The organism is Sinobaca sp. TMA16-18 (assembly GCF_059510535.1).
This window is the reverse complement of sequence record NZ_JCAKFM010000002.1, coordinates 273,380-285,941: the sequence shown is the minus strand read 5'-3', so window position 1 is coordinate 285,941 and position 12,562 is coordinate 273,380. Positions and strand designations below refer to the sequence as shown.

Below are 12,562 nucleotides of genomic sequence, written 5' to 3'. Positions count from 1 at the left end.
ACTGTGCACTAAGGGAGAGTGCATGCAGAAATACTCCTGGCTCGTATATGGTACGCTCAGGAACACCCGTCCTATCTCCCGTAGGTAAAAATCGGTGTTGGTAAAATAGGCAGGTCTCCTGGCTCCAGTGTCATCATCACAGCCGGCCTTCCCGGGGGCATCTGCTCCCCAGTGACATAATAACTGTGACTCTTCTGTTACAGTGGCGGGACCGCGCCGGCTTTACACCGGTCTTCCCTTTTCAGTCTGATATTGACAATCAGAGCACCTATTTCCACTAATATGGTTTTGTTGTAGACAAACTATATCTTTTTTCTGAGCAGCATGTCAAGGCATGTTTGCTTCAACTTTCTGTAAAAAGGCGAAAATATAGCATATATTGAATGAAAATAAATTTATTCGTCCATATTTAGTATTAAGTATCCCGATATAATTACTTAGTTTTTGGCAGCAAAAAGCAGCAGGAAGGACCTGCTGCTTTTGTAATGTTTCGTTATTGTTTGACGGATCCATGAGGATCAATAACAAATTTCTTTGCGGCGCCTTTATCAAAATCCTGATAGCCGTGGGGAGCTTCATCCAGGCTGATCAAAGTAGCATTAACCGCTTTTGCAATATCAGCTTTCCCGGACAAAATGGCTTTCATTAAATCGCGGTGATATTGCATAGCCGGTGTTTGTCCGGTGACAAACGTATGGGCCTTTGCCCACCCAAGACCAATTCTCACTTTTAGGGAGCCAACCTTTGAATCGTCATCTGCGGCACCTGGATCTTCAGTTACATATAAGCCGGGAATTCCCAGTCTGCCTGCCACTCTTGTGACGTCCATAATCGTATTCAATACGATCGCAGGCTGTTCTCCGGCGTTTTCTCCGTGACCGGAAGCTTCAAAACCAACAGCATCCACTGCGCAGTCTACAACCGGCTCACCGACAATCTGATCGATCTGTTCCCCGAGATTATCATGCTTCCGCAGGTTAACGGTTTCACATCCAAAACTTCTCGCCTGCTCAAGCCGCTCTTCGTTTAAGTCTCCTACAATTACCGTAGAAGCTCCGAGAAGCTGTGCGGAGTGAGCCGCTGCCAGTCCTACAGGGCCGGCGCCTGCGATATATACAGTAGACCCTGTGCGTACTCCCGCTGAATAAACCCCGTGATAACCGGTTGGGAAAATGTCCGACAGCATCGTAAGGTCCATTATTTTTTCCATTGCCAGGTCTTTATCTGGAAATTTCAACAGCTGGAAGTCCGCATAAGGAACCATGACGTACTCCGACTGGCCGCCGACCCAGCCGCCCATGTCTACATACCCATAGGCACCGCCGGGACGTTCCGGATTTACATTTAGGCAGACATGCGTATTCTGCTCTTTGCACATCTGGCACCTTCCGCACGCAATGTTAAACGGCACAGAGCAGAGGTCGCCTTTTTTAATAAATTCCACATCTCTGCCTACTTCCACAACCTCACCGGTTATTTCGTGGCCGAGCGCCAGCCCTTCCGGTGCTGTTGTACGGCCTCTGACCATATGCTGGTCGCTTCCACATATATTGGTCGTTACTACTTTCAGGATGACTCCATGCTCACATTTTCTTCCTACGTTTGATTTAGGAACGCCGGGCCCATCTTTTAGAATCAGGTCAGGGTAGCCGATATCCTCAATTTCTACTTTTCCTTTTCCGCGGTAAACAACTGCTTTGTTCATATGAATCCATCCCTTCTTTTCGATTATGCTTTCCAGGAGTTTCTTATCACATGTAGTTGAGTTCAAACCGTGACCTTCAGGACGGGAGATAGAAAAATGAAGATTCAGCTGAAAATGTTTTAGGAAGCATCCCCCCTCTCAATATACGGTAAAACGGAATCATTCCTTTTAATATATTAAAAATTCAGACTATTTACACTGGTCTAAAATAAAGCGCTATCATTATTGTAATTGATTTTCCGTTTTTAAGCGACCATTTATACAAGGTTTTTTTATATTTTTCCATATAAAATAAGTATTGGCAATCTTTTAAGAAGAATAGACTTTTAGATGGATGTTTGTTAATTTAATAAAGGCCCTTTGGAACTTGAAAAATTATACATTCTATATAAATATAGTTATTTGATATATTAATATACTAAAAAAACATAATAAAAAACTCTTTGCACCAAACGGTACAAAGAGCCTTAAGATAATAGTATTAGTGCAGGGTCATATTCGTTTAGCCAAAAAGATTAGAATAAGGCCTACGATTAAACCACCGATACCTACTCCCAAAATGCCTGTTCCTGCTCCAAAAAGAGAAGTAATAAGATTTATTACACCTGCTATTGCTAAAACATAACCTATAATGAGTACGATTTTACTTAACATATTATACCCTCCTTTATATGTTGATACTATAATATACCCTTCATGTATAAATTTAATCTCCCTATTTGTAGAATATGTACAGGAAAACAGATTTTTTTATGCTTTTTGGAGAATTTACGTTACTATAAATATAAAGCGGACGAATGTCCCATAAGGAGAGACGACTAATGAAGAACACTAACGAAGCGTATCAACCAGGAGACGAAAGCATTCTTGTCTGTGTTTTTTTTCCGCCGGATGCAGAGCGGCTGATCCGCAGAGGATCAACTATTGCCAAGTCCTTTAATGCCCCTCTCCATGTCATCACTGTCGAGAATTCCAGAGAAGACGAAGACTACCTGGAGAACCAGCAGAATCATGAAGAATGGCAGCGTCTGTCTGATCAGTACCAAGCTGATTTCACGATTGAACCGGCCAATGGCAGAAAAGTAGCTGAAGTTATCGTAGATGTAGCCAAAGAACGGGAAATTACCCAGATTGTTATCGGTAAAAGCGCCCGAAGCAAATGGCAGGAATTGACAAAAGGAGCTATTGCTACAGAAATCCTAAAGCGCATTGATTTCGTTGATATTCATATTGTGTCTGTACAGCGCGAGCTCCCACCTTCTTTCGGTGATTATCAGAAAGGCGTTCGTGCCTACCTTACAAAAGAAAATGAGACATATACCCTTCATTTAGGAAACTGTCCGGAAGGATGTATCGAAGGCATTTTCTTTAAAGATATGCATACTGATTTTGAGAGCGGTTTGTTCAAAACGTTCCACGGCAAGGAAATTGTTATCGGCCGCGTAATTCATGGCACGGTCCGTGAGAAAATTTTTCCAAAAGAGTAACACAGCGAAAGGAGAATTTCCTTATGGCCCGACTATTATTTGGTTTTATTCTTACTGCAGCCGGTGCGGCTCATTTCAAGCGCCCCGGCTTTTTTTCGAAAATGATTCCATTTCTCGGCAGAGTACGAATGGCCGCCGTCTACATTTCCGGTGCAGCCGAAGTGGTCCTTGGCATGCTGCTGCTGATTAATAAAGGGACCGCCTGGACGGGAAAAGCAGTGTCCATATTAATGGTGCTCGTGTTTCCAGCTAACCTGTATATGGCCGCAACAAACATGCCCCTGAAAAAAGGCGGGAAGCCGAAGCCGCTTCTTTTGTGGATCCGGGTCCTTCTGCAATGGCCGCTGATTACATCGGCCTGGAAGCTCTCTTCCCATACAAAATAAGTCTCTCATAGAAAAAGCCTGCCTCCTAATGGGAGACAGGCTTTCTTTAATTAAACAGGATAAGATTTATCCCGGCAAGGGCAATTAAAATGCCGGCCCACAGTTTGATTCTTTCTGAAGACAGATGGCTGAAGTAATGCATCCCTAAATTCGAGCCGGCAATGACACTTACAGCACCTGCGAGGAAGTACCATATAAATGTACCGCCTAAATCGCCGTTAAATAAATGGATGGTCACTGTCAACAGGCTTGTTATCACAAATGTCGCCTGCAGCGTCGCCGTGTAGGCATATTTATCTTTTAAGAGAAGCAGAAAATAAAATACAAAAAAGGGTCCTCCTACTGCAAATACACCTCCTACAATTCCTCCGAAAAAACCGAGGGTAAGAGGAAGCCATTTTTTCTCCGCCAGTGCCGGATCCTCTGTTTTCTTTTTCATAAAAATATAAATGACCATCATTATCAGGACGGCCCCCAAAATCCGTTTCATTATTTCCTCTTCGCCAAATGTATCCAAAATAAAAAAAGCCCCGATTCTGCCGGCTGCCGCCGCACTCAATATGTAAACCAGGCTTTTGTAATCAATGTGCTTTCTAAATCTCAGCATAATAGTTACGGACGTGACAAGAGCCAGGGCAATCACCAGCAGTGAGCTTTCCTTTACTGTGAATATAAAAGGCAGCAGCGCCATGGCAAACAATCCGAATCCAAATCCGCTGATTCCCTGAATAAAGCTGCCTGCAAACAGAATAACCATAATAAGCAGTAGTTCCATCATTTTTCGTCTCTCCTCTGTCTTCACTGCGTCAATAGTTCTTCCGCCCGTTATGTTACACCTTTTTCTCCTTTTTTTCGAGTCCCAAAGCCGCGCATAAGAGGGTTTTTCGACATAAAAAAAGAAGCAGAGCCCATATCAGGCTGCTGCTTCTTTTTGTTTATATTATGATACTGGCTGGGCTTGTTTTACACCTGAAGTAATTTCCACTGTACGTCTCGCCTGGTGTTTTACAGCTTCTTCAATGTTTTCTACGATATTTCCATCCTGTCCTACCGTTGCGCTGGTTCCGTATGGGTTACCGCCGGTAGTAAACGTAATTGGATCAGAGTAGCCCGGCGATGCAATGATTGCACCCCAGTGCATCATGGAAGTATAAAGAGCAAGGATAGTTGCTTCCTGTCCGCCGTGCGGGTTGCTCGCAGAACTCATGCCGCTTACTACTTTATTAACAAGTTTCCCCTGAGCCCAAAGGCCGCCGGTCATATCAATATACTGCTTCAGCTGTGCCGGAAGGTTACCAAAACGAGTTGGCATACTGAAGATAATGCCGTCTGCCCATTCCAGGTCTTCTGTAGAAGCTGCCTGAATGTCTTTTGTTGCTTCGTAGTGCTCTCTCCAGGCCGGGTTGGAATCAAGTGCTGCTGCCGGTGCTGTTTCTTCTATTCTTAGAAGCTTTACTTCTGCTCCTGCTGCTTCTGCTCCTTCAACTGCCCACTTAGCCATCTGGTGGTTTGTACCAGTTGAACTATAATAAATTACTGCAATTTTTGTGTCTGCCATTGTATCATCGCTTCCTTTCGAATTAAAAATATCAAATAGACCCATGTTTTTTTCTCCACCTTGCCTGAATTTGTACTATCACTGTTATCAACAGATTATGCAGTCTGTGTTGAAGAAATACTCACCTCCTATAAAAGTAAAATGTCTCTATTTTTGAAGGGACAGTCCCACTCTTTTTAAGAGGGCAATAAACTGTTCTTTTTCTTCCGGGCTCAGTACGCTGAATATTTCTGTAATCTTCTGTTCGTGGGCCGGGAAGATCTGTTCTATCTGCTGATAGCCTTTATCTGTTATCTCAGCATAAACGATCCGGCGGTCTTTTGGACACCGGACTCTGTGCAGCAGTTCTTTTTTCTCCAGCTTATCAATAACGTAGGTCATGCTTCCGCTCGTCAGCAGAATCCGTTTTCCGATATGCTGGATAGGCTGTCTGCCTTTATGGTAAAGAAGTTCAAGCACACCAAATTCCGTAGGTGTTAACCCGTGGGACTGAATGTCTTTTCTCACTTCTTCTTCCACCGCATGCTGGGCTCTTGATAAAACGATCAAAGACTTCAGCGCAGCAGAAGTTTCTACCTGTTTGTCTGTCATAAGACTCATATCCTTTTGTTTATGTCTCGAATTCAATTATCTTGAATTAAAGATAATTTACCATACATTACAGATTCATGCAACTTTTTCTTTGTTAATAAATAGTGCATTTCTCTTTGTATTTCGGTACACTGAAGGAAAAGTTTAGCTGGAGTGGGATGAAATGGGACTTCTTTTCAATATATTACTGCAGATTATTCTGCCTGTATTTATTTTATTGTTTGCAGGAGCACTGCTGCACCGCATTTTTCAATTTCAGCTGAGTACGCTTTCCAAGCTTCTCACTTATTTATTTCTGCCAACCATCATTTTTACGAATATTTACGAAAATGAAATGGAAGCCGGCCTGCTTTTAGAAATAGGCGGCTTTTTATTTTTGCAGTTTCTTGTTCTCGCTGTATTGACTGCGTTGTTTGCTAAAAGCACAGGGATGGACCCAAAACTTGCCGCCACATTCAAAAACAGTGTGGTTCTCAACAACTCCGGCAACTTCGGTATTCCGGTAAGCCAGCTCGTCTTTCAGGCCAATCCCATCGGTTCGTCCATTCAGATTATTGTGATGATGTTCCAGAATATTCTTACCTATACATATGGCATGATGAACTCCGCTTCAACGAACGGTCCGGGTGCCGGGATGATTAAAGAACTTTTTAAAACCCCGATCATTTACGCTTTATTTCTCGGATTTATCTTTTACGGCTTTTCTATTCCTATTCCCGACTTTCTGTGGATTCCACTTCAAAACCTTGCGGACGGCTTTCTTGCAGTTGCTTTAATTACATTGGGAGCCCAGGTCGCCTATCCAGCGCTGAAACATTTTTCCTTTCTGTTCTTTACCGCTATTTTCGGGCGTCTTATTTTTGCTCCGATCGTCGCTTTTTGTATTATCATGCTTCTTGGCATCGAAGGAACCGTCGCCCAGGCTTTATTTATTGCGAGCTCCTTCCCTATGTCGCGGAACAGCGCATTGTTTGCACTTGAATACGATAATTATCCGGACTATGCGGCTCAGGGCGTTCTTATCTCTACAATGCTCAGCAGTGTCACGGTAACTATCGTTGTCTATCTGTCCGAACTTCTTTTTTAAACAGTATAAAAAAAGCCACCGGAAGCTCCGGGGCTTTTAAACGACGCATATTTATCTTCTTTTCCTATTCTGTAGTCATTTCCAATTCTTCGACCCGTTTTTCTACATAGCGCTGATCTTTCTGGGCATGGAACGTTTCCGCTTTTTCCACGACCGCGCCGATATTGTATTCCGGAATCTGCGCATACTCTTCGTACGCCCGTTTATCAAGCAGTACGTTCCCTTCCGGCCAGTAGACGGCAATGTTGCTTTTCGCAATGTCCTCAAACTTTGCCGTGCCCTGGTAGGTACCAAATTTATTGTAGGTGACGACCGCTTCGCCTTCTTTAATATTTAACACAGCGGCGTCTTCCTCATTCATAATAATTGCATACCGGTCCGCGCCATTAAAGGCATCCTTGCTGCTGTAAATCATCGAATTAAACTGCTTTCCCCGTCGGGACGTCACATAGAAGTTTCCTTCCGTCCGGCGGTTCTCGGGAATATCAATGGCAAACAGCGTTCCTTTTCCATCCGGCGTCGGGCATATACCGCCTTCGCAGAGCCAGGCACCGCCCCACTGGAATACGTCTCCCTGCTCTTTCAAATGCTGGATCCCATCATAATTTGGGTTGGCTTTCGCAATTTCCGCACGTATTTCATGTGCTTCCTGGAAATTCATCTTTTCGCTCGTCTCCGGACGGATCCGCGCTGCCAGATCTACGTATATCTCCCACTCTGAGCGTGCCTCTTCAATGCGCGGTCCTTCAATTTCCGGACTGAAGTACACCATTCTCTCCGTGCTTGTGGACGTGCCTCCACCGGGCTGCTCGTATCTTGTCATAGCGGGAAGAACAATGACTTCCTCCTGGGCATCGACTAACGTGGACGTATTAAAAATGATGTCCTGATGCACGCGGAGCTCTACGCTGCTTAGAATATTTTCGATCGCATCCGGGTCCGGCATCGTTTCCAGAAAGTTGCCGCCGCTCGTAAAGAACAGTTTCAGCTTTCGCTCATGATCGTCCGGAAGTACTGCATTCTCAAGTGACTGGCCGATCGTGTCCCCCTGCCATCTCGGAATATCAAACCCCCACAACTCTTCCAGTCTTGCTGCATTGCTCTCCGTGAAATCTCCTCCCGGAAGCACAAATGGATCTGCCCCCATTTCTCCGGATCCCTGCACTCCGCTGTGACCGCGGATCGGCATCACTCCACAGTTTTCGCGTCCAATAAAGCCTCGGAGCATAGCCAGATTGGCTACCTGGGAGATGTTGTCGGTCGCAAAGCGATGCTGCGTCAGGCCCATGCTCCAAATAAAGATACCTGATTTGGAATGCGCGAGCAGCTCGGCAAATTCAGCAATTCGTTCCTGCGACAGGCCGGAAGAAACCTCCAGCTCTGCCCAGCTCTGTGTCTGCATGTGAGCCTTTAGTTCCGCAAAACCATTCGCATGTTCGTTCACATAAGCATGGTCAATGGCGGAACCGGGCTGCTTTTCTTCCATCGCAAACCAATGCTTCATCACGCCGTTCATAAAGGCGATATCCCCGCCGATATTAACCTGGTATACGTCATCTACAATCTGCGTGCCAAATACGGCGCTTTCCGGGATAGAGGGAATCCAGTATTTTTCCATAGCCGGCTCCCGGTATGGGTTAATCATAATAATTTTCGTGCCTGCTTTTTTGGCAGCGTACATGTATTTCGTCGAAACGGGCTGGTTGTTTGCGGCTACACTGCCCCAGAAGACAAGAACGTCTGAGCCGATCCAGTCTTTGTAGTTGCAGCTGGATGCGCCGATCCCAAGCGAACGCTTCAGCGCCGTTTTACTTGGAGAGTGGCAGATGCGCGAGGCGTTGTCTATATTATTTGTGCCGATAAACCGTGCCATTTTCGCGGCCGTATAATACACTTCATTCGTTATGCCCCGGGCCGTTAAGTAAAACGCCATCTGCTTGGGGTCAATTTCTTTTGCTTTGTCTGCGATACGATCCAGCGCTGTATCCCAGCTGATACGGGTGAATTTTTTCTCCCCTTTTTTACGGGAAAGCGGAAACGGAATCCGGCCGAGTTTTCGAAGCTGGGTGCTGTCGAGCTCCCGCATCTGGTCCACATCTTCCAAAATGTCTGTTTTCATGGCCGGTGCCGTATTCAGACGGAGCACATTTAGTCTTGTCGTACAAAGGTGCGGTCCGGAAAGCGTCTGGTCATAAAGACCGGATACGCCGAGCGCACAGCCGTCGCAGACTCCCTTTGTCAGAATACGATAGGCGTAGGCGGCATTGTCTTTATTGTCCCATGCTACTTTCATCGTGTCGCGGATATGATGGGGCTTCACCTTGCCGAGTCCCATAGGCGTTAATCCCGCCCAAAGACTTGGCGTTACTTTTTTATCCAATTTTACTGGTCCTGTATGTTTTGTTTTTCCCATTTCTTCCACCTCTTCATATGTAATAAATGCATGTTGGGAGAGCGCTTTCCTTTAATCGTACAGGCAGTTTTTCCGTTAAAACAAAAAACCACCGTACCTCTCCCTAAGGAAGAGATATACGGTGGTTGAGTCTTTAACAGGAACGCTGCCAAGTGCCTAACCTGATTTTTGTTATGCTTTTAAAAATTTTTCTTCGATATTCTCATCAAATACGAAAATCGACATGCCAAAGTCTCGTTCAATATCAATATCGACGAAAAGCTCTACAAATTTACACTGCAGAAACTCTTCCATTTCGACGGGAGGCGTCTTCCGGTATATTTCCTTGACCATTTCGGTTCTGGCTTCCCGGAGCATGTGCCGGCCTTCGTCTGAACTGGAAATAAATTTTTCGATCGGAGACAAATTGCCTTCCATTTCGCATATCGCCCAGTTTTTACAAAACGTAGTCTTGATCATGCTTGGTCCTTTGCCCATATGTTTCTTGCGGAACGAACGGACGAGATTACTAAATTCTGCTTCATATTTATGCATTGCTATGCCAATCCTTTTTTGTTCAGCTACGTAGAATCCTATAAGGATTTAATCGAAATGTCAACTCGCAGCTTTTGCTTTGACCGCATTCTCTTTTTTGAGCTTATTAATATCAATGCGGATCACGAGGGAAACGATCAGCGCTATGACAAACATCCCTCCGAAAATATATAAGGTCGCTGCATAGCTTGATGTGGTTTCTCTGACCCAGGCAGCCAGGTTAGGACCGACAAGTCCTGCTGCGGCCCAGGCTGTTAAAATATAGCCGTGAATCGCGCCGAGCTGTTTGGTTCCAAACAAGTCGCCGATATAAGCCGGGATCGAAGCAAACCCTCCACCGTAACAAGTAATAATTAAAAACAGTACGGCCTGAAATAAAATCGCTGCTGTAATACTTGGCAGAGCGAAAAAGGTAACAATTTGAATGGCGAAGAAGGCCGTATACACGTTCGGACGTCCCATATAATCGGAAATCGTCGCCCAGGCAATCCGTCCTGCCCCATTGAAAAATCCCATGATGCCAACCATTGTTGCCGCCGCTGCTGCAGAGAGTCCGGCAATTTCCTGGGCCATCGGAGATGCTACTGCTAAAATGGCAATACCACAGGTTACATTAATAAATAACATGATCCACAAAAACCAGAATCGTCTTGTTTTCACTGCTTCATTCGCTGTGAGCTGCGATAAATCAGTCGTAACCCGACCGGAACCACCCTGCTGGTATTCCGGCATATAACCCGCCGGCGGACGCTCTAAATAAAGAGCAGATAAAATCATGACAATAAAATAAACACTTCCAAGAATAAAAAAGGTGCCGGAAATGCTGACATTTTCAATTAAATTCGCCATAATCGGGCTTGCAATCATCGCTGCAAAACCAAAGCCCATAATAGCGAGTCCAGTGGCCAGACCGCGTCGGTCCGGGAACCATTTCACGAGTGTGGAAACCGGCGTAATGTATCCAACCCCAAGTCCAATTCCTCCAAGAACGCCATATGTAACATAAAGCAGAGCCAGTGATTCAATCGATACAGCAATACCGGAGCCAATCATGCCTGCTCCAAAAAACGATGCTGCCACCAGACCGGATCTACGGGGACCGTGCTTTTCTACAAAGTGTCCCATGAATGCGGCAGAGAGCCCAAGGAACAAGATTGCTATACTAAATGTGATCGATACTGCACTTAAGTCCCAGCCATACTGCTCCATTAAAGGATTTGTGAATACACTCCAGGCATAAACTGACCCTATTGAAATATGTATGCCTACAGCAGCAAGAGCGATGAGCCAGCGGTTTTTTGTTTTTCCCATTTTTTTCTCCTCTTTCTTTTATTTCATAGTATAAAACCGGCGTACGGTACTAATAGCGGTGGAATCATTGCTTTAAAACAGAAAAAACGCCGCCAGCTCTCCAAAAGGATACAAGTATCCCTTAAAAAAGTCGGACGACGTTTAGTATTAAGCAGGTATGCGCTACTTTTCCACCAAAGGTAATCGCTTACAAATGTGCTGCAAATAAAACCGATAACAGGATCGCTGCCTCGGAATTTTATCGCTTCACGTGCATGAACTTCGTATAAATCATATCTTGTTTCTGCTGAAAGCACAAGAGAAATTTACGGCCGGCGGAATAGTTGTTTCCTTTTCATGAATGTGTTTTCATTAAGATACAGCTCCTACGAAAAGAGGTATGCCCATGGCTATCGAACAGTCAGCAGATAAAATGAGCCTGACGCGGACGATCGTCCGCTATAACCAGGAGGCTTTTTCTGAAATAGAAGACAGCATCGTCACCGAATTTCCGCTCACGATTTATGTAAATGGGGAAGAATTTGCTACGATGGTCTGCACCCCCACCCATTTTGAAGAAATGGTGATTGGTTTTCTTGCTTCCGAAGGCGTAATCATGTTTTATAAAGAGATTGCTTCGCTCGAGATTGATGAAAGCAAAGGATTTGCCTACGTGCAGCTCGTAAGCGGCAAAACGATGCAGCCCGCGCAGTACTCCAAGCGGGTCATTGGTTCCTGCTGCGGCAAAAGCCGTCAGTTCTACTTTCAAAGCGATGTCAAAACAACCAAAACAGCGGTATCCGCCGTTACTCTATCCGCTTCGCAGTGCATCCGTCTGATGAAAACGATGCAGGAGGAAAGTACTTTATTTAAAGGCACCGGCGGGGTGCACAATGCGGCTATCGGTACGCCGGAAGAGCTTATCGTAAGCCGGACTGACATCGGACGCCATAATGCTCTTGATAAATTGTACGGCTACTGCCTGCAGAACCAAATTCCCGTCCGCGACAAAGTACTTGTTTTCAGCGGACGCCTATCTTCAGAAGTACTGACAAAGGCTGCCAAAATCGGTGTCGGTGTCGTGCTTTCCAAATCAGCTCCGACCAATCTGGCGATTGAACTGGCTGAAGACTTGAACATTACAGCCGTAGGCTTTATTAGGGGGCAGTCTTTTAATATTTATTCCCACCCGGAACGTATCCATCCATAAACAAGGAGGTTTTTCCATGAGTTCCTGCAGTATTGACCACACCCCGAAACAGGTAAAAGAAAAGCTGAACAGTCAGCGCGGCTTTATGCCGGAAGAGGTTTCCCAAAAAGCAGATGCGCTGCTGCATGAAGAGCTTTCCCAGGAACGACTCAATGAACTGTTTCATCTTTTAAAAAAGTATGATCTTGCAGCTCCCGAGGAACAATCGGAGCGAAACGAAGCTATTATCAACCTGGCTGTATAATGTTCGCCTTCCATTCACAAAATGGAAGGTTTTTCTTTTCCCGCCGGGTATCATTTC

The 12,562-nt window shown here is 45.1% G+C and carries 13 protein-coding genes and 1 riboswitch; of the genes, 5 read left to right on the top strand and 8 right to left on the bottom strand.

What is annotated here, in order from left to right; genetic code table 11:
* Positions 1 to 91 precede the first annotated feature (91 nt).
* Positions 92 to 287: riboswitch (cobalamin riboswitch) on the bottom strand.
* Positions 288 to 493: 206 nt separating this feature from the next.
* The gene (gene fdhA, locus AC5W14_RS05155; protein ID WP_496059838.1) at positions 494 to 1,705 is read right to left on the bottom strand and encodes a formaldehyde dehydrogenase, glutathione-independent; all 1,212 of its coding nucleotides are present in this window, start codon (positions 1,703 to 1,705) and stop codon (positions 494 to 496) included.
* Between the two features lie 492 nt (positions 1,706 to 2,197).
* Positions 2,198 to 2,359, bottom strand: coding sequence for a hypothetical protein (locus tag AC5W14_RS05150; protein ID WP_170146875.1), 162 nt, complete (start codon positions 2,357 to 2,359; stop codon positions 2,198 to 2,200).
* A gap of 167 nt (positions 2,360 to 2,526) precedes the next feature.
* On the opposite strand from AC5W14_RS05150, the gene AC5W14_RS05145 reads away from it, so the two are divergent.
* Together AC5W14_RS05145 and AC5W14_RS05140 are read left to right on the top strand one after the other, a co-directional pair.
* Complete coding sequence (locus tag AC5W14_RS05145) at positions 2,527 to 3,192, top strand: universal stress protein (RefSeq protein WP_496059839.1); 666 nt, start codon at positions 2,527 to 2,529, stop codon at positions 3,190 to 3,192.
* Positions 3,193 to 3,215: 23 nt separating this feature from the next.
* The gene (locus tag AC5W14_RS05140) at positions 3,216 to 3,578 is read left to right on the top strand and encodes a DoxX family protein (RefSeq protein ID WP_496059840.1); all 363 of its coding nucleotides are present in this window, start codon (positions 3,216 to 3,218) and stop codon (positions 3,576 to 3,578) included.
* 46 nt (positions 3,579 to 3,624) lie between these two features.
* Here AC5W14_RS05140 and AC5W14_RS05135 read toward each other — a convergent pair whose 3' ends face one another.
* From AC5W14_RS05135 to AC5W14_RS05125, 3 genes are all read right to left on the bottom strand, one after another.
* Positions 3,625 to 4,356: a sulfite exporter TauE/SafE family protein gene (locus AC5W14_RS05135; protein ID WP_496193834.1), complete on the bottom strand. Its 732-nt coding sequence runs from the start codon at positions 4,354 to 4,356 to the stop codon at positions 3,625 to 3,627.
* A 162-nt stretch (positions 4,357 to 4,518) separates the two neighbouring features.
* Entirely contained in the window at positions 4,519 to 5,136 is a 618-nt protein-coding gene (wrbA, locus tag AC5W14_RS05130; RefSeq protein WP_496060094.1) for an NAD(P)H:quinone oxidoreductase, read from the bottom strand.
* Positions 5,137 to 5,283: 147 nt separating this feature from the next.
* Positions 5,284 to 5,727: a MarR family winged helix-turn-helix transcriptional regulator gene (locus AC5W14_RS05125; protein WP_496059842.1), complete on the bottom strand. Its 444-nt coding sequence runs from the start codon at positions 5,725 to 5,727 to the stop codon at positions 5,284 to 5,286.
* 163 nt (positions 5,728 to 5,890) lie between these two features.
* Between AC5W14_RS05125 and AC5W14_RS05120 the strand changes: the two genes are divergently transcribed.
* The gene (locus AC5W14_RS05120) at positions 5,891 to 6,814 is read left to right on the top strand and encodes an AEC family transporter (RefSeq protein ID WP_496193833.1); all 924 of its coding nucleotides are present in this window, start codon (positions 5,891 to 5,893) and stop codon (positions 6,812 to 6,814) included.
* A 64-nt stretch (positions 6,815 to 6,878) separates the two neighbouring features.
* On the opposite strand, the gene AC5W14_RS05115 is transcribed toward AC5W14_RS05120, so the two are convergent.
* The 3 genes from AC5W14_RS05115 to AC5W14_RS05105 form a co-directional block, all read right to left on the bottom strand.
* Positions 6,879 to 9,227, bottom strand: coding sequence for an FdhF/YdeP family oxidoreductase (locus AC5W14_RS05115; protein ID WP_496059844.1), 2,349 nt, complete (start codon positions 9,225 to 9,227; stop codon positions 6,879 to 6,881).
* Positions 9,228 to 9,398: 171 nt separating this feature from the next.
* Positions 9,399 to 9,761, bottom strand: a complete 363-nt coding sequence (locus AC5W14_RS05110) for a Na-translocating system protein MpsC family protein (protein WP_496059845.1) — start codon at positions 9,759 to 9,761, stop codon at positions 9,399 to 9,401.
* 60 nt (positions 9,762 to 9,821) lie between these two features.
* Complete coding sequence (locus AC5W14_RS05105) at positions 9,822 to 11,072, bottom strand: L-lactate MFS transporter (protein ID WP_496059846.1); 1,251 nt, start codon at positions 11,070 to 11,072, stop codon at positions 9,822 to 9,824.
* A 385-nt stretch (positions 11,073 to 11,457) separates the two neighbouring features.
* On the opposite strand from AC5W14_RS05105, the gene fdhD reads away from it, so the two are divergent.
* Together fdhD and AC5W14_RS05095 are read left to right on the top strand one after the other, a co-directional pair.
* A complete protein-coding gene (fdhD, locus tag AC5W14_RS05100; RefSeq protein ID WP_496059847.1) occupies positions 11,458 to 12,261 on the top strand; it encodes a formate dehydrogenase accessory sulfurtransferase FdhD in 804 nt (267 codons plus the stop codon).
* Positions 12,262 to 12,277: 16 nt separating this feature from the next.
* The gene (locus tag AC5W14_RS05095; protein ID WP_496059848.1) at positions 12,278 to 12,505 is read left to right on the top strand and encodes a hypothetical protein; all 228 of its coding nucleotides are present in this window, start codon (positions 12,278 to 12,280) and stop codon (positions 12,503 to 12,505) included.
* Positions 12,506 to 12,562: the final 57 nt, after the last annotated feature.